We start from the raw sequence: 20,876 nt of genomic DNA on the forward strand, positions 1-20,876 counted from the left end.
TCGCTGGTCGTGACCCTGCGCCTATACGACACCGGTACGCGGGCCCTTCGGGATTTTGTTCCGTTGGCCCCCGGACATGCATCGGTGTACCTGTGTGGGGCGACAGTTCAGGGCGATCCTCACATCGGACACGTTCGCAGCGGCGTCGCTTTCGACGTGCTGCGGCGCTGGCTGTTGGCGCACGGCAACGACGTTGCCTTCGTGCGCAACGTGACGGACATCGACGACAAGATCCTCAACAAGGCTGCCGACGCCGGTCGACCTTGGTGGGAGTGGGCGACGACGTTCGAGCGTTCGTTCACGTGGGCTTACGACCAACTGGGTGTGCTGCCGCCGTCCATCGAGCCACGGGCCACCGGTCACGTGACGCAGATGGTCGAGATGATGGAACGCCTGATCGAGAACGGCCACGCGTACGCGGCGGGCGGTGACGTCTACTTCGACGTGCAGAGCTACCCGGAGTACGGCGCGCTGTCCGGTCACAAACTCGACGACGTCCATCAGGGCGAGAGTGCTGCCGAAGGAAAGCGCGATCCCCGCGACTTCACTCTCTGGAAGGCCGTCAAGCCCGGTGAGCCCTCGTGGCCGACGCCGTGGGGACCCGGCCGTCCGGGCTGGCACCTCGAGTGCTCGGCCATGGCGGAGTTCTACCTCGGCGCGGCATTCGACATCCATTGTGGTGGACGCGATCTCGTCTTCCCTCACCACGAGAACGAAATCGCTCAAGCCAAGTGTGCCGGCGACGATTTCGCTCAGTACTGGCTGCACAACGGCTGGGTCACGATGAGTGGCGAGAAGATGTCCAAGTCGTTGGGCAATGTTCTCTCGGTGCCGAACGTGCTGAAGAAGGTTCGCCCGCAAGAACTTCGGTACTACCTCGGTAGTGCGCACTACCGTTCCAACCTCGAGTACTCGGACGAGGCATTGGACGAAAGTGCGAAGTCCTACCAAGGGCTCGAGTCGTTTGTCCTGCGCACACACAAGCGCGCAGGTGGCGTCGAACTCGGTACGTGGACCGAAGGTTTCGCGGCGGCTCTCGACAACGACTTGTCGGTGCCGATCGCGTTGGCCGAGATCCACGGCAAGGCGAGCGAGGGCAATTCCGCGCTCGCTGCCGGTGATCTCGACGCGGCTCGGGTGGCTGCCGGCCAGGTGCGGGCCATGCTCGCGATCCTGGGCGTCGACCCACTCGACGAGCATTGGACGCAGTCCGGTGGCGACACCGAGACGGCAATGGAAGCTTTGGACGTGTTGGTGCGGGCCGATCTCGATCGTCGGCAGCAGGCACGTACGGAAAAGAACTGGGCGGTGGCGGACGAGGTTCGCGATCGCCTCATCAAGGCGGGTATCGAAGTAACCGATACTCCCGACGGACCCGAATGGTCCCTTAAGGCAGGGCAGTAACAATGGCTGGAAACTCGAGCAGGCGCGGCGCAGTCCGTAAGGGCGGCACCAAGAAGGGCCAGGTTGCCGGTTCCGGTGGCCAGCACAAGCGTGGTCTCGCCGGCCGCGGTGCTACGCCTCCCGCCGAGGCACGCACCAAGCACCCCGCGGCGAAGCGTGCAGCGCGCGCCGCCCGGGCCGACGAGAAGCAGAACCAGGGTCGCGGTGGCCGTCCAGGTCCGGGCCGCAAGGTTCTCGACGGTCCCGAGACCGTGCTCGGTCGCAACCCGGTGGTGGAGTGCCTGCGCGCGGGTGTTCCGGCGACGGCGCTGTGGGTGGCTGTCGGTACCGAGAGCGACGACCGGTTGAAGGAATCTGTTCAGCGGGCTGCCGACGCCGGTATCTCCATCCTCGAGGTGCCGCGCTCGGATCTGGATCGCCTCAGCGCCAACGGTCTTCACCAGGGCATCGCTCTGCAGGTTCCGCCGTACCGCTACGCGCACCCGGACGATCTTCTGTCCGAGGCACGTAAGCACGCCGAGCCGCCGCTGCTCGTCGCGCTGGACAACATCACCGATCCCCGCAACCTGGGTGCCGTTGTGCGCTCGGTCGCAGCTTTCGGTGGACACGGCGTCGTGATTCCGGAGCGTCGTAGCGCGAGCGTGAGTGCTGTCGCTTGGCGTACCAGCGCCGGCGCTGCCGCTCGTCTGCCGATTGCGCGGGCCACCAACCTCACTCGCACGCTCAAGGACTGGGCGTCGAAGGGTGTTCAGGTTGTCGGTCTCGACGCAGGCGGCGACACCACTCTCGACGATTTCGACGGCAGCGGTCCCGTGGTGATCGTGGTCGGTTCCGAGGGCAAGGGTCTTTCACGTCTCGTCCGCGAGAACTGCGACGCGATCCTCTCGATTCCGATGGCCGGTCCGGTCGAGTCGCTCAACGCGTCGGTTGCCGCCGGAGTTGTCCTCGCGGACATCGCCCGCAGGCGTCGTAGCAGCTGAGTTGTAACAGCGTGCAGGTGAGCCTGGCGGGATCTAGCTCCGTACCGACCAGGCTTCCCACAATGCAGCGTAGGAACCGTCCGCGCCGATCAGCTCGTCATGTGTCCCGCTCTCGACTACGCGGCCACCGCTCATGACGAGTATCCGATCGGCGCGGACTGCTTGGCTCAGGCGGTGCGCTATCACCACGGCAGTCCTGCCACTGACCGCGAGCTCGGCCGCCTGATCGAGTAGACCTGCTGCGGTGGTTCCGGCTTCGGCAGTGGCCTCGTCGAGGATGACGACGGGTGGATCGAGCAGAGCCAGTCGGACGAGGGCTATGTGCTGTGCCTGCGCCGCAGTCAACTGGAACCCGCCGGCCCCGACTCGGGTCTCGAGTCCCTCCGGAAGCTCGTGAATCCATTGAGCTTTCATCGTTTCGACGGCTTCGGAGATCGTCGTGTCGTCCGAATCGGGTGCGCACAATCGGAGATCATCGGAGATCGTCCCGACGAACACGTGAACTTCCTGGCTGACCAGGACGACTTTGTGCCGAAGTTCGGCATCGCTCAGGTCGTCAATCGGTGTGCCGTCGACGGTGATGTGCCCGTCCCCGACGGGAATGATGCCGGCAATCAGTTTGGCGAGCGTGGTCTTTCCGGCACCACTGCTGCCGACGACGGCAATTCGTTCCCCCGGTGCGATCGAGATCGAGATCGAATCGATCACCGGGGTGGAGTTGTCGTACGAGTAAGAAACCCGGTCCACCTCGACGCCGATGGGTTCGGACCGAGCCGGGGCGGGAATCGTCGAAGGACGCCCGGGTATCGCGGTGACACCGATCAGGCGAGCCAGGCTGGCACCCGCATCCTGAAGTTCGTCGATGTTGGAGAGAAATACCGCGATGGGGCTGAACAGACTGTGGAAGTAGAGCGCGGCGGCGGTAGCGGCGCCGATGGACACCGATCCCGTGGTCACGAGCCAGTAGCCGACGCTCAGGACGGCGGCCAATCCGAGTAGTTCGGCGCCGTTCAGTTGAGCGAAGAAGTTGGTACGCAGTCGAACTGCCTGCATGTCGAAGCTGATGGCATGCTCGGAGGTCGCGGCGATTCGGTCGATGTGCTCGTCAGTTCTCCGCAGGGCAGTGACAGTGCCTGCGCCACCCAGAGTTTCGATGAGCTGCTGTCCCCGCCTGGCCTGCGCAGCTCGAGAGCGTCGGTAGACGGGCCCGGAGCGTCGGAGGAAATGACGAAGAGCAAAATAGTGGATCGGCGCGACCGCAACGATGGCCAGGGTGAAGCGCCAATCGATCACTCCCACACCGACAAGCGTCAGTGAAATCATGAACAGGGCCGACACCGTTGCGGGAAGCACTCGAGCGATGACGGTGTTGACCGCTTCGACGTCACCCGAGACCCGGGAAATCAGATCGCCGGTTCCGGCATCCTCGACCAGCGACGACGGCTGCGCGAGCGTAGCGGCGAACACGTCTTCACGAAGATCGGCCAGCACGTTCTGCGCGACATTCGCGAGAAGCTGTGTGCTCCACCAGGTCAGCGCAACTCCTGCGGCCGCTGCGCCGAGCATGAACGCGGTGATACGCAGAAGTGAGACAAACGGTTTGCCCTCCGTGACCGCATCGACCATGAGTCCGAGCAGCGCGGGGGTGGACAGGCCGCAGGCCGTAGCGGAGAGAAGTACGACGGTCGTGAGTGCGAGCGCTCGCTTGCGTGGCCGAAGCAGTGCGATCAATGCGCGGACGGTCTGCTTGGTCGACGCGATCGGCAGGGCAGATGTAGCCGGAACAGCAGATGCATCCGGAAGGGTTTCAGTCACAACGAGTCTCCATCCCGAGCGTCGTCGTCGATCGTCACGACACGGTCGCACGAATGGAGCAAGGTCGGACTCGAGGTGATCACCACAATGGCCTTGTCGGGAAAGTTTCTCAATGAGTGTGCAATTCGATGCTCGGTAACAGAGTCCACGGAAGTGGTGGGTTCGTGGAGGACCAGGATCGGCTGGGGTTGATGGAGAGCACGGGCGAGGAGAAGGCGTTGGCGTTGACCCCCGGAGAGCTTCTTTCCTTGCTCACCTACTTCGGAGAGGTGGCCGTCGGGCAGATGCGTCAACACGTCGTCGAGTGCGGATGACGTCATTGCCGACGAGTCGACGCTCGGTGCGGCCAGATTGTCGAAGACGGTGCCGGTGAACACGGTTCCTTCATGAGCGGAGACGAACACCTGATCGCGAACTCCGTCCGGACCGAGTTCGGTTGCATCGGTGCCGAATACGAAGTAGCAGTCGGGGACCAGCGGGGTCTGATAGGCGAGTTGTCGTGCCAGCCGGTCAGCGGAATCGTCGGCGCGCACGCCCACCACTTCTCCGCGGCGAGCTGAGACGACGGTTCCGTTGCCGGTCGAAATCAGCAGGGCGTCTTGACTTCTGTCGGGGCTGATCGGGGCCGTGGAGGGCAGCGAATCGATCAGGTGCGGTTCGGTCAGGAGTTCGGACAGTCTGCGCGCGGAGCCTCGCTTGGCGGCGAGTTCGGCACCGAAGAACCCCAGCGTTTCCATCGGACCGGCAATCACCCTGCTCAGGCCGACCACGGTGACGAAGTTGCCCACGGTGATCGTGCCTTGATGCGCCATCCACGCGGCTCCCAATGCGACTGACGCCAGTACCAACGCGGAGACCCCTGAGTTGAGCGCGGTCAGACTGGACATTGCCCGGACAGTCCGGATCGCTGCTTTCATCGACTCCCGGCTCGCGTGGACGTATCGGGAGAGAGCAGTGGGCTCGGCTCCGAATCCTTTGAGTACTCGTAGCCCGAGCGTGAAATCAGTTGCAAGCATGCCTGCCTCGGCTGCCTTCTTCTGCTCTGCATACACACGCTCGTCCAGTGGACCGCTGATCTTGTGGATGAATACGAGCTGCGCAGCCGTGATGAGCACGACGATCAGTGCGAGCGGCCACGATACAAAGGCAAGCGAAATCACTGCCGCGGCGAGCCCTGCGAAAGCTGAGCCCTGCTCGGCGACAACCCAGGAAAAGCCCGAGACGTGTGAGGCGTCCGAGGTGGAGATGGTGAGAACTTCACCCGTCGAACGCTGAGCTTGCATGCCCCTGGCATCGAGTACCCGTCTGGCAGCGTTCAGTCGTAGGTCGTGTTCGCCGTAGACGAAGACCTGTGTGTTCAGGCGAACTGCGATGCGCCACGACAGGGCAAGTCCGACGAACAGAGCACACAGCACCACCAGCCACACGAGAAGTGCTGTGCTGTCGGACTTTCCGATTGCCCGGTCGACGACGGTGCCGATCAGCACCGGAATGAGGGCTTGAGCAACCTGGTACGATGCCTGCCCGGTGACGGCTGCAACCAGTCGCGGGCCGCGTCCGGAGGAGAACGATCCGACTTTGATCATGTCCATCGGACCGGTACGAGTTTCGGGCAGCGCTGACACTCGTGAAACTCCTCGCCCAGATCCGAACACTCGTTGTGCAGTTCTACGGTAGAGCCGGTGGGGGTACGGAAAGTGCTCGTAGATGCCAAGGGCTACGCGGCAGCGGACAGATGGAGCATCGAGACCTCATTACCGGGATCAGGTCTCGATATACCTGCCTGGTCGAAACAAGTACGTTTGCGAAGAGAGCTGACAGAAGATGAAAAGCACTACCCGAATAGTGGCGGCGTTGGCCGCGATTGCCCTGCTCGCAGGCTGCCAGAGCAGCACCGAGTCAACAGCGTCGGAGGGTACGGCGCAGTTGGCCGAGACCGGCGCGCTGCCGGCCACCGTCGACCACGCGTACGGCTCGACCACCATCGAGACCGAACCTCAGCGGATCGTGACCATCGGTTGGAACAGCCAGGATTCGGTCCTCGCACTGGGTAAGACGCCCGTCGCCATGGAGTCGTTCAGTGGGGCAGGCTTGGAGAGCGGAATCCTGCCGTGGGACGAAGAATTGTTAGGCGATGCCGAACCCACGTTGCTCGACAGCACTTCCGGTGTGCCGTTCGAGCAGATCCTGGCATTGGAGCCGGACGTGATCATCGCGGTGGTCTCCGGAATCACCGAAGACGACTATGCACGTCTGACGCAGATCGCACCCACGATTCCGTTCAAGGAGACCGCATGGGCGACTACGTGGCAGGAGCAGTTGTCAACCATCGGTTCAGTGCTCGGTCAACCGAAGCGGGCGGCTGAGCTGATCAAGGAAACCGACGAATCCATAGCCGACCTGGCTGCAGGGTCCCCGAATCTGAACGGGAAGACCTTGACCTTCCTCTCGGGAAACATCGACGGCCTCACCAATTACTGCGCCGACGACGGCAGAGTCATCCTGATGACCCAGCTCGGACTGAAGCATTCGGCCGGAAGCGCAGAGCTGTGCGGCGGCACGCAGGGTTCTGTCACCGCATCGCGCGAACAGTACAACGAACTGGACGCGGACGTTATCGTGCTCAACGACGCGAGTGGTCAGGGGCTCCCCGGATTGATGGGAGACAAGTTGTTTGCCGACCTGCCGGCAGTCAAGGACGGCAGGCTGATTCAGCAGCTCGGTCTGGCCCGAGTCATGGCACTGGCCTCACCCACGTCGCTGAGCGTCAAATATGCCTTCGCCGAACTGGTCTCGAAGATGAACGGGTTCTGACCAGCTGATGATTCTGACCAGCTAGGCCGACAATTCGCACGCGTCCGAGTAATAGTTCTTCGGTGTGCGCCCGGTGACCTTGCGGAACACGCTGGTGAAGGCGCTGGGGGTTTCGTATCCGACACGGCGGCTGACCGTCGAAACAGGAACGCCCGCAGCGAGATAGGACATCGCAGCGCGTACGCGAACTTGAATTCGCCACTCGGTGAAGGACATCCCCGTCCCCTGAGAGAACACGCGACTCAGGGTGCGGGGGCTTCCGCCGACCACGTAGGCCCAATCGGCAAGCCCGCGTTGATCGGCGGGGTCGGCAATCAGGCGGCGTGCAACGGCGAGGGCCCGGGGATCGGCGGGCATCGGCACTGCGACATCGGCCGCTTCGATGGGCGCGAGCGTGTCGAAGACTACTGATTCGGCGCGCAAGCGAGCCTCGGTCGGCATGTTTCGCTGGTGCAGGTGGATGAGCATCGTCTTGACCACGTCGTCGATGCCGATGATCGCGGGTTTGGTCCACGGGTGGGGAAACGACTCGGGCCGGAAGTACGTGAAGCGAGCCTCGGTGGATGCGCCGAGCGTGATGCGCCGTGGAGTTCCGGCCGGAATCCACATGCCGACCGTCGGTGGGATCTGCCAACGAACGTCGTCGATGTAGGCGCTCATCTCTCCGGAAGCGCCCCACAGGAGTTCGTGCTCGGGATGGCGGATCTCGCGCCACGCCCGCTTCTGATCGCGCCCGATGGTGGACGTGGTCATGGAGAAGGGGAGCGGAACGTACCGGCCTGCCGGCACAGCCCAGTACGGAAAGCCTGTGGAACTCATCGGTGGATCATACCGCGAATGACTTAGGTAACGCTTTCCTATTTGATGCGCCGATGCAGTGCGTGACGGTGCGCAATCGCAATAGAAGATCGAGGGTGGCACCGAGTCCGGAGACTTGATGCCACCCTCGATCACATTCCCCGACGGAGTGTTTACCGGTGGAGCGGGCGAATCAGCCGGCGTTGGCCAGGACACCGCGTGGTGACCTCGGTTCCCTCAGCGGCCTGTTCGGCTAGTCGAGAGTTGTGAAACGGCGGGCCGAGACTGTCGAAGTCTCGACCCGCCGCTGTTGTTCGGTGATCGGGTATTCAAACCATCAGGTGCTCAGCCGAATTCGATGGAAGTGTTGATTTCCTCCACCTGGTTGGAGGTCTGCATGTTTGTCGTATCGGTGAACTGGTTTGCGAAGCTGACCAAGTAGACCGGCGAGTTGTCGTCGGCTTGGTAGGCAACGACTGTCATGACGGCGTACAGCGGAACGTCCACGTTCGGTGCGGTCCAGGTTCCAGAGAGGCGGAATCCCTGCTGTCCGTCGACGTCGATCTCGGTGTACTTCACCTCGGTCCATCCGTCGAGAGTGGCGATCGTTTCACGCGCGGCGGCAAGGACCTCGTCTTTTGTTGCGGTGCCTTGGTTTTCGACCGTCACGGTGGTGTTCGGCATGAAACCGCTGGGTTCCCGGCTGTTGCTGGACAGCGCATCCGTAACCCCGGCGGGGATGTTCTCGCCGTGGGTCCAACTCGGCGGGAGGCTGACGCTGATGCTCGGCGCTTCGGGGTCGTTGCCGGTCTCGATCGTCGTCCGCTCGCCGATGAACGGTGTCCCGTCCCGCAATGTAGGCGTCGCGGTAGCGGCGGACGGCGAGGAAGCCGAACTTTCGGAAGTGGTTGTTTCGCTGGAGACGGCCTCTCCGCTTTCCGAACTGCTGCATCCGGACAGGACGAGTGCAGCAGTGATCAGTGACGCTATTCCGAGAGCAAGTGTGCTGCTCTTAGGGCTCATAGTGTGACAGTCCTTCAGGTTCTGGCGACGGCCGAGCGCCGCCGGCAGCGTTGCTGGCGCGGCTGAGACTATCAGCGCTACGACGGCCGAGTAGTGGCCTTGAAGGTAATGGTGCTGCCGGGCCGCAGCTGTGCCAGCGACGCAATCCCTGCGTCGGAGACGACGGCGATGACCGGGTATCCGCCGGTCACGGGATGGTCAGCGAGAAACACGACGGGCCGTCCGCCTGGTGGCACCTGGATAGACCCCATGACGACGCCTTCGCTCGGCAGTTCCTCTGTACGTGAGCGATGCAGAGGCCCTTGGCCATGTAGCCGGACACCGACTCGGTTGGTGTGTTCGGTGACTTTCCATGTGGTGTGAAGGAGCGCGTGAACGGATGCGGCAGTGAACCAGGAATTTCGTGGGCCGAGCGTGATCTCGAGTGGAACTGCGCCGAGTGGAGGGGCCGGCGGTGGAATCAACTCTTCGGTGGGCCACGTCCCTTCCTCGGCCCCGAGGAGGAGGTGATCGCCGACAGTGAGCGGCGGCGGCCCGAGTCCGGAGAGCGTGTCGGTGGATCTGCTGCCGAGTACCTGCGGGACGTCGACGCCACCGCGTGCGGAGATGTACATTCTCAAACCAGTTGTACTGTAACCTAATTCGAGAAGACTGCCACCGTCGAGGTGTATCCTCGCGTAGACAGGCACCGGCTGTCCGTCGACGGTCAGTGGTACCCGCGCGCCTGTCACTGCCACCGTCATCGATCCGACGGCTCGCGTAGCGAAACCCCCAGTGGTGACTTCGATGGTTGCTGCTCGAAAAGTGTTGCCTACGAGTCTGTTCGCGCTGTCGTGCGAGATCATGTCGACGGCGCCGGATCTGCCGACCCCGAGGGCGCCGTAGCCTGTCCGCCCGCGGTCTTGAACTGTGGCGAGCGGGCCGGTACGCACTACCTCGAGCCAGGCCATGAATCCATTCTCCCGCAACAGCGCGGTGAAGACACCAAAATCATGCGGGCATCAAATTCACGCACGGACAAAGGTGACCGTGGTCCCGGGTAGAAGCAAGGCCGGCGGGCGGCGCTCGGCATCCCACACCGACAGTTCCGTGGTTCCGATCAACTGCCAGCCGCCCGGAGAACTGCGCGGGTAGACGCCCGAGAACGGGCCGGCCAATCCGACTGCACCGGTCGGGACCTGCCTGCGCGGGTCCGATCGACGTGGAACCTCGAGCCTTGTCTCGCTGCTGGTCAGGTACGCGAAACCCGGGGCGAAACCGATGAACGCGACGGCCCAGGTCGCAGACGTGTGAGCGTCGATCACACCGTCGACCCCGAGTCCGGTCAGCTTGCCCACTTCTGCGAGATCGGCGCCGTCATAGCGGACCGGAATCTCGACTGCAGGTCCGCTCTCGTCTGCTGTGAGTTCGATCGGTACGGCCCCACGTACCCATTTTTCGACGAGTTGGTGCCCGGTGATCGTGTTGTCGTACTCGATCAAGATGGTTCGCGCCGCGGGAATCAGGTCGATCACCCCGGGGATCCGACTGGCGTCGAGGGCCCTGAAGTTGCCCAACACGCTCGGCAGTTCGTCGTACTCGACCAGGACTGCGGATTCACCGGCGGGCAGGATCGTGATCATGTGAACGGCGTGATCTCGACGTCGGAGGATTCGAGGAGTGCACGGATCGCCGCGGCCATGTCGACGGCTGCCGGACTGTCACCGTGCACGCACACCGAGGCTGCCTCGATTTTGAGGGTGCTCCCGTCGACTGCGTCGAACTCGCCGTCGACGATCATGCGGCGAACCCGTTCTGCAACCAGCGTCGGGTCGTGCAGAACGGCGCCCGACTCGGTGCGGGGGACCAGGGTGCCTTCTGCCGTGTACGCGCGATCGGCAAAAGCCTCGGCGACGATGTCGAGTCCGGCCTCGCGAGCTTCTTCCAGAAACACCGAACCCGGCAGTCCGAGAACAGGTAGCGAACTGTCGTAGGCGACGACAGCGGCGACCACGGCCCGTGCTTGCCGACGGTGATGAACGATCGCGTTGTAGAGCGCGCCGTGGGGTTTGACGTACGTGACCCGCGATCCGGCGACACGAGCCAAACCGTCGAGCGCCCCTATTTGATAAATGACGTCGGCGGTCAGGTCCTTCGGAGAGACGTCGATGAAGCGTCTGCCGAAACCGGCGAGGTCGCGGTACCCCACCTGCGCGCCGATCCGTACGCCGCCGATGGCTGCGGATTCGCATGTCGCCAACAGTGTCGTCGGGTCGCCGGCGTGGAATCCACAGGCGATGTTCGCACTGGTGACAAGTTCGAGCATCGCGTCGTCGTCGCCCAGGGTCCACGCTCCGAAGCCCTCGCCGAGGTCGCTGTTCAGATCAACGCTGTAGCCCATACTTCGATTCTAGGTACATGAGCTTCGAGATATGCGGGCTCTCGGTGTTCAGGCGTGCGCCGGAATCCGTCCGGCATTCTTGCGACGTGCGGATCCGAAGAGTCGGCATATCAGGTAGATCACGAACGAGACCGAGGTGACGAAACTCGAGACGGGAACGCCCGGGGCCAGCGAGAGAAGGATGCCGCCGACGGCTGCCAGTTCGGCGAACACGACGGAGAGAATCGTGGCCTTGAGCGGGCTTGCCGTGACGTAGGCGGCGGCCGCTGCAGGAGTGATCAGCAGCGACATCACCAGCAGAGCGCCGACGATCTGCACGCCGAGTGCGGCGGTGATGCCGACCAACACTGCGAACACGATCGACAGTGCCCGAACCGGAACACCGCGAGCTGCAGCAACTTCGGGATCGGTGCTCGCGAACAGCAAAGGGCGGTAGATGAATCCGAGTGTGCCGATCACGATGACCGCGCACAGCAGCAGAAGTTCGAGACCGCTGTTTCCCGGTGCCACGATCTGTCCGACCAGCAACGAGAAGCTGGTTCCCGTGCGACCGTCGTACGCCCAGAGGAACAACACCGACAGGCCGAGGCCGAAAGCCATAATCACGCCGATCACCGAATCCCGGTCCCGCGCTTTGGCTCCGAGCAGGCCGAACAGAACCGCGGCGACCACGGATCCGACGATGGCGCCGAAGCCGACGCCCACACCGACGAGAAGTGCGGCGGATGCACCGGTCAATGACAGCTCACTCGTACCGTGTACCGAGAACGACATTTGACGGCTCACGATCAGCGGCCCGATGATGCCTGCCAGCAATCCGAGGATGGCGCCGGCGATCAACGCCTGTTGGACGAAGTCGTACTGCAATAGATCGACGGTGGCGGACACGTCGAACATCCGCGACATCGCGTCGGTGAACTTGTTACTCACTGGTGGTGGTCCTCATCAGAATGGTGAACGCCTTCGCCTGGACGCAGTCCGCCGGCGCTGCCGAGCGCGTCGATGGCATCTCCGGTGCCGATCACGACAAGGCGACCACGAACCTGCAGCACCTCGACGTCGGTGTTGTACAGATCCGAGAGAACCTCGGACGTCATCACTTCGGCCGGCGTCCCGATCCGGAATTTGCCGTCCACCAGATAGAGCACTCGATCCACCAACGGCAGGACCGGATTGATCTCGTGCGTCACGAACAGCACCGCCGTGTCATGGCTGCGCCGACGCTTGTCGATCAGCGTCGAGACCAGGTGCTGGTTGGCGAGGTCGAGGCTGAGCAGCGGCTCGTCGCACAGCAGGATCTGCGGGTCGCCGACCAATGCCTGAGCGATCCGCAGTCGCTGCTGCTCGCCGCCGGACATGGAGCCGATGGGAGCGTCGGCAAACGACTGGGCGCTGACCTGCGCGATGGCGTCGTCGACGATCTTGCGTCGACGACCCCGGCGCAGTAGCCCCGTGCCCCACTGGTGACCGTCGACGCCGAGGCCGACCAGGTCGCGGCCGCGGAGCGGGAGGCCGTCGTCGATCGACTTCTGCTGCGGGATGTACCCGACATGTGAGTTACCAGCCCGTGCCGGCGTGCCGACGATCTGAGCGCTACCGCCGCTGAGCTGCAGTTGACCCAACAGAATCTTCAGGAGCGAGGTCTTGCCAGACCCGTTCGGTCCGAGTACGGCGATGAACTCACCTGGCTGTACCTCGAGGTCGAGTCCGTCCCAGAGTGTCCGGGTGCCGAAGGACAGTCGAGCATCCTTCAGCGTCACAGCGGGCACGGTGGCTTTTGACGGCACGGTGTTACCAGAGGGCACAGGAATATTCGCGGAAGTTTCTGTCACAAGCCGATCGGTTCTTCTCGGAAATGGTGGGGCAAAAATTACTGGGCAGAGAGGGCGTTTGCGAGCGACTCCGCGGTCTGCGTCTGCCACTGAATGTAGTCCAGGCCCTCGGGGAGAGTTTCCGTAACCTCGACGACGGGCACTCCGGCGGTTTCGGCTGTGGTGCGCATGTCCTGGGTCACTTTGTCCTGCGTCTGGATGTTGTAGACCAGTGCGCGGGCCTGCTTGTCCGAGAGGAGCTGGCGGGTTGCGGCGATTGCGGCCGGTGACGGATCGTTGCCGTCTTCGATGGCGCTGGTGAACTCTTCGGGAGTTGCGTCCTTCAGCTCAGCCGCGACCAGGAGATAGTGCGCGATCGGTTCGGTCTGAGCCACGGGTGTGCCCGCGTGGGCAGCGGCGATGGTGTCGGTGATGGCCGTGATGCCGGCGAGCTTCTGGCTGTATGCCTTCGCGTTGTCCTCGTAGGTTGCCGCGTTGTCCGGATCGAGTGCGCTCAGTTGATCGGCAACCGAATGTGCGACGGCGTCGACTGTCGGAATATCGAACCAGACGTGTTCGTTGACGGCTCCGTGGGTGTGACCGTCATGCGATTCGCCCGCGGTTTCGCCGGCATGGATGCCGCCGTCGAGCAGGTTGTAGGCGTTGACCGTCTTCTGCTCACCCTTGCCTGCGTCGAGGACGTCGGTGATGAACTGGTCGTAACCGCCGCCGTTGTAGACGACAAGCGATGCGTCGGTGATCTTGGCGGCATCGGCGGGAGTTGCCTCGAAAGAGTGCGGGTCCGCGGACGGCTCGTTGATGATCGACGTCACGGTCAGCTTGTCGCCTGCCACGGCCTGGGCGACGTCGCCCCACACGTTCGTCGATGCGACGACGGTGATGCCTTCGTCTTTCGAAGAGGTGGAGCTGCACGCGGTGAGCGTGAATGCTGCAGCGACCGAGACGGCCGCGAGGGCGGTGGCGGTGCGGAATTTCGACGACGAACGCACGTGCTTTTCTCCTGAACAAAGGCTGGGCTAAATGCTATTGGAAACCGTTACCGTTACACATTAGCGCATAGTCGCTGGTAGTTCACCTTTGGCTCAGCCCCAACGCGCCGACTTTGAGGACTACGGCTAACGTCCGTTTATGCCCCGGTCCCGTCAGCCACGCCGTCAAGCCACTTTGGCGTCGCTCGCCGCCGAGCTCAATGTGTCGAGAACTACAGTCTCGAACGCGTACAACCGACCCGATCAGCTCTCCGTCGAGCTACGGGATCGAGTGCTCCAGGCGGCCAAGCGACGCGGATATCCCGGACCCGATCCGGTTGCCCGCTCCTTGCGAACTCGCAAAGCCGGCGCCGTCGGTCTCCTGCTCACCGAAGCGCTCAGCTACTCGTTCCGCGATCCGGCCGCCATGAGCTTCCTGGCCGGGCTCTCGGAATCATGTGAGGACGCCGGTCAGGGCCTGCTGCTCATCCCTGCCGGTCCTGGACGCGACGAGGTCGATGCTGCAGCCGTGGTCCAACAAGCGGGTGTCGACGGTTTTGTCGTCTACTCGGTGGCCGACGACGACCCGTATCTTGCCGCCGTGCTCGAGCGCCACATTCCGATCGTCGTGTGCGACCAGCCTCGCGAGATTCCCGGTGCGTCTCTGGTGGGCATCGACGACCGGGCTGCCATGCGCAAGGTCGCCGACTACCTCATCGGTCTCGGCCACCGTGACATCGGCGTGCTCTGCATGAGGCTGGGGCGCGACCGGATGGACGGCGTTGTCAGTCAGGAACGACTCAAGTCCCCGCACTTCCACGTCCAGCGTGAGCGCATCGAGGGAGTGCGCGACGCAATGGTGGCGGCCGACATGGATCCACTCTCACTCACGGTGATCGAGCGGTACGTCCACACATCGCAGTCCGGGCACTCGGCGGCGGCGGAAGCTCTCGCGACCAACCCTGAGATCACCGCACTCGTCTGCACCACCGACGTGCTGGCCCTCGGCGCTTTGGACTGGGCGCGCTGGCAGGGCATCGACGTACCTGGCCAACTGTCGATCACCGGATTCGACGGCGTCGACGAGGCGCTGCGCGAATCACTGACAACGGTGCGCCAGCCCCAGGAAGAGAAGGGCCGGCGCGCCGGTGCGCTCCTGATGTCGCCGTCCGGATCCGGCGTTCCGATAGTCGAGATGCTCGACACCGAACTACTGGCCGGGCGAACATCAGGTCGGGTCAAGGGCTAGTCAGGGGTTTGGGCTTACGCCAGGAGTTGCGCGCACCGCAACAACCCCAGGTGGCTGTATGCCTGGGGATGGTTGCCGAGCGAGCGTTCCGCGATGGGGTCGTACTCCTCCGCTAGTAGCCCGGTGGGACCCGCCGCCGCGACCAACTGGTCGAACAGCGCCTCGGCTTGCAGACGTTGGCCGATCAAGAGGTAGGCCTCGACGAGCCAGGCGGCACAGAGATGGAATCCACCTTCGATGCCGGGTAGACCGTCGTCGTGATGGTACCGGTATACCGTTGAGCCGCTGCGTAGTTCAGCTTCGGTGGCTACGACGGTCGCGGCGAAGCGTGGATCCGTCGGATCGATCAGTCCCGACAGTCCGATGTGCAGAGTAGCGGCGTCGAGATCGGTACCGTCGTAGGCTGCGGTGTACGACTGGACGTCGTCCTTCCATCCCTTGTGGCGTACTTCGTCGGCGATCTGGTCACGCAGTTCCGCCCACTCGGGCAGAGCCTCACGACCGAATCGGGCAGCAAGATCGACAGCCCGGTCGACGGTGACCCAACCCATCACCTTGGAATAGACGTGATGGCGCGGGTTGTCGCGAATCTCCCAGATTCCGTGATCGGGTTCGAACCAGCGTCGCTGCACTGCTTCGACCATGGCGCACACCAGTTCCCAGTCGCGGTCACTCAAAGGATCTGGCGCACCGGCCTTTTCGCGTGCATTTGCTAGTTCGACGATCAGCTCGACGATGGGGCCGAACACGTCCAGTTGAACCTGCTGATTCGCGGCGTTTCCGACGCGGACCGGCCGGGAGCCGGCGTACCCGGGCAGTGAATCGATGACGGCCTCGGGCGGTAGCGAAGTCCCGTAGAGCGTGTAGAGGGGATGCAGGCGCTCGGGTCCCGGCAGCGTTTCGAGCACGCGGTGGACCCAGTCGAGGTAGTTCTCGGCTTCGTTGGTGGATCCGACGCTCACGAGAGCTGTTGCGGTGAGGGCGGCGTCGCGCAACCAGCAATAACGGTAGTCCCAGTTGCGAACTCCGCCGATCTCTTCCGGCAGGGATGTCGTCGCGGCGGCCATGATGGAACCGGAATCGGCGTGAACCAGCCCGCGCAAGGTCAGCGCAGAGCGTTTCATCAAGTCCGGCTTCAGCTTCGGCAGTTCGAGCGTCTTGGCCCAATCGGACCAGTATGCCTCCGAAGTCGCTCGACGTTCGAGCTCCGGAACTTCGGAGGGTCCGATTTCTTCTGTTCCGCAGCGCAATTCGAGGACGACGTCACCCTTGGACGGCTCGACGATGGCGTGGGCGGTCTGCTGGTTTCCGTCGGTGGCGATGTTCCACTGCACGCCGGGGGAGCGGAGCACGTAAGGCTCGTTGGTGCCGAGGACACGAATGCCCTCGTCGACGACCTCGAGGGTGACCTGGCCTTGACCGAACTCGGGACGGGGTGCAAACGAGACGATCGCGTCGGCCTGGCCGGAAATGATGCGGGTCAGGTCGGTCCGTCCCTGTGGGACGTCGTGGGGGAGGTAGTCGGTGACGGACAGGCTCGCCCAGCGGGTCTGAACGGTCATGGTGCTGTCGAGGTATTTCTGGCTCAGCGGCAAGGCTGTTCGGCGAGGCCCGACCGAGAAGTGGCCGGCCCCGGTCCCACCGAGAAGGTGAGCGAAGACCGCTGCTGAATCCGGTTCCGGGTGACACAACCAGGTCAGCGTCGCATCCGGGGTCACCAAAGCGACGGTGCGCGGACTGGCGAGCATCGAGAGCCGCTCGATGGGAGGAGCGTCGGCACCGGAAAGCCACGTACGACGCTCGTCGAGCAGGAATGCCAGAGCGGCAGCGACGTCCTCGGTGCTGTCGACGCGATAGTCGGCGACGGTGTCCCCGCTGCCGACTTTGATTCCGATGTCCGGCCCCTGAAGCCTGCTGAACGCCTTTTCGTCGGTCACGTCGTCCCCGATGAAGACGGCAGCGGTAGCGCCGTCCTGATGGCGGATCAAGTCGAGTGCGTGGCCCTTGTCGGTGGCGATGACGGCCAACTCGACCACCGATTTGCCCTCGGTGACCTGAACACCCGGCCAGAGGGCTGATTCGGTGCGAACGGCGATGAGTGCCTTCTCGGCGTCGTCGGCACTGGTGTTGCGTACGTGCAGTGCGACGCTGGCGGGCTTCTTCTCCACAGTTGCGCCGGGAGTATCGGCGGCGATTCGGCCCAACTCGGTGACGATCTCGTCGAGCAGTTTCCTGGCGTCGGCGTCGATCGCGTGAACGAATCCGATGTCGAACTCGGAGCCGTGGCTGCCGACCAACTGCACTTCGGCGGGAAGTCGGGACAGTGCAGCCAGATCCTTGAGGGCGCGACCCGAGATCACGGCAGCCGTCGTCGAAGCCAGGCTGGCGAGGGAGCGGAGCGCACGCACCGTTTCCGCGCGGGGATAGGCCTTGTCCGGGTTGGCGACGATGGGTGCCATCGTCCCGTCGTAGTCGGAGGCTACGAGCAGACGCGGGGTGCGTGCCACACCCGACAGCGCTCGGCGGAGTTCTATGGACAGATCTTGTGCGCTCACCTCTTCAAATCTAGGTGATGCAGCGACTCCTGGCTCGATACGTATTCGTCGGATCAGCGCAAAAACGACAGATACGACAAAGGTTGCCTATTCGGGTTTGCGTGTTCCGTCACCGAGCAGCAGTTCAACCGTCAATTCCAGTCGATTGGCGACATCGGTCGCCGAAGAACGTCGCGTGAGCCATGCCACCAAATTCGACAGCCACACATCGGAGATCACGCGTGCGATCGCCAACTGCTCTTCGGTTGGCTCCTCTTCGGTCATAGCTCGTGCGAAAAGGCGATCCATCAGCTGGCCGACCTGATCGACCTCGGCCGCTGCGGAGGCGTCGGCGAACATGAACGCGCGAGTCATCGCTTCGGTGAGGAGTGGATCGCGCTGCATCGCGCGGGTGATGAGGCTGAGGATCAGCTGCATCCGCTCGAGGGGGCTGGTTCCGGGTGGGATCTTGCCCTTGGAATCGATCTTCTCGAATTCGCGTGCCAGAGCGGACACCAACAGGTGAACCTTGGACGGGAAATAGCGATAGAGCGTTCCGACTGCGACGTCGGCGCGCTCGGCCACGGCGCGCATCTGGACAGCCTCGTAGCCACCCTTGGACGCCAAGGCGAGGGTTGCGTCGAGAATCCGCTTGCGGCGTTCACGTTGCGCGTTGGAGCTGAGATCGTCGTCCCCAAGCGTTGCAGCAGCAACCGCGTTGGAGCGGGATCGGGATGTTGTGGTCATCGACAAATTCCTTCGCGCCTTGACTCTTGGCCAGGTGTCATATTAGAACACGTTCTAAACAATTGTGTCACTTATCGAGAGGCGGGAACCAGTTGTGACAATCGCCACGACCGATGAACAGCGAGCGGTCCAGGAATCGATCGAGGCCTGGGCGCGCTCGGCCACGCCGATGGACATGGTACGCCGCGGACCTGCAGTTTCGTGGCGGGAGAAATGGTCCGAGTTCGCATCTCTCGGGATATTTTCGGTCGCCGTTCCCGAAGCGGTCGGCGGAGCCGGAGCCGAAATCGTCGATCTCGCAGCAATGCTCGAGCAGGCGGCAATCGAACTCGTGCCGGGTCCTGTTCTCACGACCGCACTGGCAGCTTTGGTGGTGGGGCGAAGTTCGTCGCCCGCGTCCAAGCGTTGGTCCGAATCGCTCGCCGACGGTGCGCTGCCGTGTGCCGTCGTATTGGACGAAAGTCCAGTTTCGGCAACGGCGAATGCGTCCGGCGGAATCGAGCTTCATGGCGAAGCAGGTTACGCCTGGGGTGGAGATTCGGGTGTATCGGTACTGGTGTCGGCGCGCGTAGTAGGCGAGGGTGACGGTTCGCGTGTCGTCTGGGCGCTCGTCGACGGCGACAGCGATGGAGTGGCCTACGAGGCGGTCGACACGATCGACAAGTCGCGTCCGCTGGCGCGAGTCTCGTTCGACCGAGTGGTGGTCGACGCCGACCGAATCCTCGATGACATTGCGCCCGGATCGGTTTCCGATCTCGCGGCGGTACTGGGGGCCGCCGAAGCAGCCGGAATTGCGGCTTGGAGTCTGCGTACTGCGGTGGAGTACGCGAAGATTCGCGAACAATTCGGAAAGCCCATCGGTTCGTTCCAGGCGATCAAACACATCTGTGCCGAAATGCTCTGCCGCGTAGAGAATGCCGGAGCGGTCGCCTGGGACGCCGCGGTCGCTGCCGAGTCGGGCGACGAACTTCCGATCGCCGCAGCAGTGGCGGCCGCGGTGGCGCTGGACGCCGCTGTCGACACGGCAAAAGACTGCATTCAAGTGCTCGGCGGCATCGGATTCACCTGGGAGCACGAGGCGCACTTCTACCTTCGTCGAGCACTCTCGCTCCGGCAGATTCTGGGCGGATCGTCTTGCTGGCGCGCACGCGTCGCGGAATTGACGATCGGCGGCGCACGGCGTCACCTTCAGATCGACTTGAGTGAGCTGGACTCCGACCGGTCCGACATTCGCGAAGAGGTAGCGCAATTGGTGGCGCTGCCCGAATCCGAACAGCGCAACGCGTTGGCCGAATCGGGCTACCTTGCACCGCACTGGCCCAAGCCGTACGGCCGGGGCGCCAAGGCCGCGCAACAGATTTTGATCGAAGAAGAGTTGGCGGCCGTCGGAATCGGCCGACCCGATCTGGTGATCGGTTGGTGGGCAGTTCCCACTATCCTCGAGCACGGCAGTGCGGAGCAGATCGAAAGATTCGCGACTCCGACGCTCAAGGGTGAGATCACCTGGTGTCAGCTCTTCAGTGAACCTGGTGCAGGTTCGGATCTTGCCGCGCTGCGCACGACTGCGGAGAAGGTCGACGGCGGTTGGAAGCTGAACGGGCAGAAAGTCTGGACTTCGCTTGCGCGTGAAGCTGACTGGGCCATCTGCCTCGCCAGGACTGATCGCGAGGTTCCCAAGCACAAGGGCATCACGTACTTCCTTCTCGACATGAAGACGGCTGGGATTCGGATCTCGCCGCTGCGTGAGATCACCGGCGACGCTCTGTTCAACGAAGTCTTCCTCGACGACGTCTTCGTGCCGGACGAGTGCGTCGTCGGCCAGCTCGGCGGAGGCTGGAAACTGGCCCGAACGACCCTCGCCAACGAGCGAGTTGCGATGAGCGGGGGCTCTTCGCTCGGCGGTGCGATGGAGGAATTGCTCGAGCTGGCAGGCGATCCCGATCCTGTGGTCGCAGACAAGCTCGGTGGGCTGATCGGAACCGCCATGGTGGGCTCGTTGCTGGAATTGCGTACGACACTGCGGCAATTGGATGGTCAGGATCCGGGCCCGGCGTCGAGCGTCCGAAAGCTGGTGGGCGTGCGCCAGCGTCAGAATGTGGCGGAGTTCGCCATGGAATTGGGCGGTACTGCCGGGTGGGTGGAGGGCCCGCTCTCGCGTGAGTTCCTCAACACGCGATGCCTGTCGATTGCCGGCGGAACCACACAGATTCTGTTGACCGTCGCCGCGGAGAGAATTCTGGGCCTGCCCCGTGACTAGTCGGTGTGAGTAGAGGCCTTTAGAAATGTCCACGTTGGTGATACAACTAGAACACGTTCTACATCAGAGACAGGA

17 protein-coding genes are annotated in these 20,876 nt (G+C 63.3%); 5 read left to right on the forward strand and 12 right to left on the reverse strand.

The genetic code is table 11. The features are described from left to right. Positions 1–9: 9 nt before the first annotated feature. A complete protein-coding gene (gene cysS, locus QM716_RS26355) occupies positions 10–1,404 on the forward strand; it encodes a cysteine--tRNA ligase (protein ID WP_095970890.1) in 1,395 nt (464 codons plus the stop codon). A 2-nt stretch (positions 1,405–1,406) separates the two neighbouring features. Then, a complete protein-coding gene (gene rlmB, locus QM716_RS26360; RefSeq protein WP_230816683.1) occupies positions 1,407–2,384 on the forward strand; it encodes a 23S rRNA (guanosine(2251)-2'-O)-methyltransferase RlmB in 978 nt (325 codons plus the stop codon). 33 nt (positions 2,385–2,417) lie between these two features. On the opposite strand, the gene QM716_RS26365 is transcribed toward rlmB, so the two are convergent. Beyond that, a complete protein-coding gene (locus tag QM716_RS26365) occupies positions 2,418–4,199 on the reverse strand; it encodes an ABC transporter ATP-binding protein (protein WP_283307147.1) in 1,782 nt (593 codons plus the stop codon). Continuing rightward, positions 4,196–5,824, reverse strand: coding sequence for an ABC transporter transmembrane domain-containing protein (locus QM716_RS26370; protein WP_283307148.1), 1,629 nt, complete (start codon positions 5,822–5,824; stop codon positions 4,196–4,198). Before QM716_RS26370 ends, QM716_RS26365 begins: the two co-directional genes overlap by 4 nt. Before the next feature lie 199 nt (positions 5,825–6,023). On the opposite strand from QM716_RS26370, the gene QM716_RS26375 reads away from it, so the two are divergent. Next, a complete protein-coding gene (locus QM716_RS26375; protein WP_283307149.1) occupies positions 6,024–7,013 on the forward strand; it encodes an iron-siderophore ABC transporter substrate-binding protein in 990 nt (329 codons plus the stop codon). 21 nt (positions 7,014–7,034) lie between these two features. Here the strand turns inward: QM716_RS26375 and QM716_RS26380 are convergent, their stop codons facing one another. The 8 genes from QM716_RS26380 to QM716_RS26415 form a co-directional block, all read right to left on the reverse strand. After that, positions 7,035–7,832 (reverse strand): helix-turn-helix domain-containing protein, encoded by a 798-nt coding sequence (locus QM716_RS26380; RefSeq protein WP_031332820.1) that lies wholly within the window; start codon positions 7,830–7,832, stop codon positions 7,035–7,037. 324 nt (positions 7,833–8,156) lie between these two features. Continuing rightward, the gene (locus QM716_RS26385; RefSeq protein WP_283307151.1) at positions 8,157–8,834 is read right to left on the reverse strand and encodes an LpqN/LpqT family lipoprotein; all 678 of its coding nucleotides are present in this window, start codon (positions 8,832–8,834) and stop codon (positions 8,157–8,159) included. Between the two features lie 77 nt (positions 8,835–8,911). Continuing rightward, positions 8,912–9,784, reverse strand: coding sequence for a 5-oxoprolinase subunit C family protein (locus tag QM716_RS26390; RefSeq protein WP_283307153.1), 873 nt, complete (start codon positions 9,782–9,784; stop codon positions 8,912–8,914). Positions 9,785–9,841: 57 nt separating this feature from the next. Further along, positions 9,842–10,456 (reverse strand): 5-oxoprolinase subunit PxpB, encoded by a 615-nt coding sequence (pxpB, locus tag QM716_RS26395; RefSeq protein WP_283307154.1) that lies wholly within the window; start codon positions 10,454–10,456, stop codon positions 9,842–9,844. After that, positions 10,453–11,214: a LamB/YcsF family protein gene (locus QM716_RS26400; RefSeq protein WP_283307155.1), complete on the reverse strand. Its 762-nt coding sequence runs from the start codon at positions 11,212–11,214 to the stop codon at positions 10,453–10,455. Before QM716_RS26400 ends, pxpB begins: the two co-directional genes overlap by 4 nt. Before the next feature lie 48 nt (positions 11,215–11,262). Beyond that, complete coding sequence (locus QM716_RS26405) at positions 11,263–12,144, reverse strand: metal ABC transporter permease (RefSeq protein WP_003945811.1); 882 nt, start codon at positions 12,142–12,144, stop codon at positions 11,263–11,265. After that, on the reverse strand, positions 12,141–12,983 hold the full coding sequence (locus QM716_RS26410) for a metal ABC transporter ATP-binding protein (RefSeq protein WP_502942154.1): 843 nt from the start codon (positions 12,981–12,983) through the stop codon (positions 12,141–12,143). The genes QM716_RS26405 and QM716_RS26410 overlap by 4 nt, the downstream gene beginning before the upstream one ends. A gap of 101 nt (positions 12,984–13,084) precedes the next feature. Further along, positions 13,085–14,035: a metal ABC transporter solute-binding protein, Zn/Mn family gene (locus tag QM716_RS26415; protein WP_283307158.1), complete on the reverse strand. Its 951-nt coding sequence runs from the start codon at positions 14,033–14,035 to the stop codon at positions 13,085–13,087. A 139-nt stretch (positions 14,036–14,174) separates the two neighbouring features. Here QM716_RS26415 and QM716_RS26420 point away from each other — a divergent pair, with 139 nt between their 5' ends. Then, the gene (locus QM716_RS26420) at positions 14,175–15,263 is read left to right on the forward strand and encodes a LacI family DNA-binding transcriptional regulator (protein WP_283307159.1); all 1,089 of its coding nucleotides are present in this window, start codon (positions 14,175–14,177) and stop codon (positions 15,261–15,263) included. A 14-nt stretch (positions 15,264–15,277) separates the two neighbouring features. On the opposite strand, the gene otsB is transcribed toward QM716_RS26420, so the two are convergent. Both otsB and kstR read right to left on the reverse strand, forming a co-directional pair. Next, positions 15,278–17,818 carry a trehalose-phosphatase gene (otsB, locus tag QM716_RS26425; RefSeq protein ID WP_283307161.1) on the reverse strand — a complete coding sequence of 847 codons (2,541 nt, stop codon included), beginning with the start codon at positions 17,816–17,818 and terminating at the stop codon, positions 15,278–15,280. Positions 17,819–17,905: 87 nt separating this feature from the next. After that, complete coding sequence (kstR, locus tag QM716_RS26430; RefSeq protein WP_230816673.1) at positions 17,906–18,544, reverse strand: cholesterol catabolism transcriptional regulator KstR; 639 nt, start codon at positions 18,542–18,544, stop codon at positions 17,906–17,908. 94 nt (positions 18,545–18,638) lie between these two features. On the opposite strand from kstR, the gene QM716_RS26435 reads away from it, so the two are divergent. Then, the gene (locus QM716_RS26435; RefSeq protein WP_283307163.1) at positions 18,639–20,801 is read left to right on the forward strand and encodes an acyl-CoA dehydrogenase family protein; all 2,163 of its coding nucleotides are present in this window, start codon (positions 18,639–18,641) and stop codon (positions 20,799–20,801) included. The last annotated feature ends 75 nt before the right edge of the window (positions 20,802–20,876 follow it).

The organism is Rhodococcus sp. IEGM 1409, from assembly GCF_030056735.1.
GTDB lineage: Bacteria > Actinomycetota > Actinomycetes > Mycobacteriales > Mycobacteriaceae > Rhodococcus_F.

Bases quoted from the DNA above. Each gene is read 5' to 3' on its own strand.
- QM716_RS26390 (WP_283307153.1), bottom strand. From the start codon at position 9,784: ATGGCCTGGCTCGAGGTAGTGCGTACCGGCCCGCTCGCCACAGTTCAA.
- rlmB (WP_230816683.1), top strand. From the start codon at position 1,407: ATGGCTGGAAACTCGAGCAGGCGCGGCGCAGTCCGTAAGGGCGGCACC.
- QM716_RS26400 (WP_283307155.1), bottom strand. From the start codon at position 11,214: ATGGGCTACAGCGTTGATCTGAACAGCGACCTCGGCGAGGGCTTCGGA.
- QM716_RS26375 (WP_283307149.1), top strand. From the start codon at position 6,024: ATGAAAAGCACTACCCGAATAGTGGCGGCGTTGGCCGCGATTGCCCTG.
- QM716_RS26420 (WP_283307159.1), top strand. From the start codon at position 14,175: ATGCCCCGGTCCCGTCAGCCACGCCGTCAAGCCACTTTGGCGTCGCTC.
- pxpB (WP_283307154.1), bottom strand. From the start codon at position 10,456: ATGATCACGATCCTGCCCGCCGGTGAATCCGCAGTCCTGGTCGAGTAC.
- kstR (WP_230816673.1), bottom strand. From the start codon at position 18,544: ATGACCACAACATCCCGATCCCGCTCCAACGCGGTTGCTGCTGCAACG.
- QM716_RS26380 (WP_031332820.1), bottom strand. From the start codon at position 7,832: ATGAGTTCCACAGGCTTTCCGTACTGGGCTGTGCCGGCAGGCCGGTAC.
- QM716_RS26385 (WP_283307151.1), bottom strand. From the start codon at position 8,834: ATGAGCCCTAAGAGCAGCACACTTGCTCTCGGAATAGCGTCACTGATC.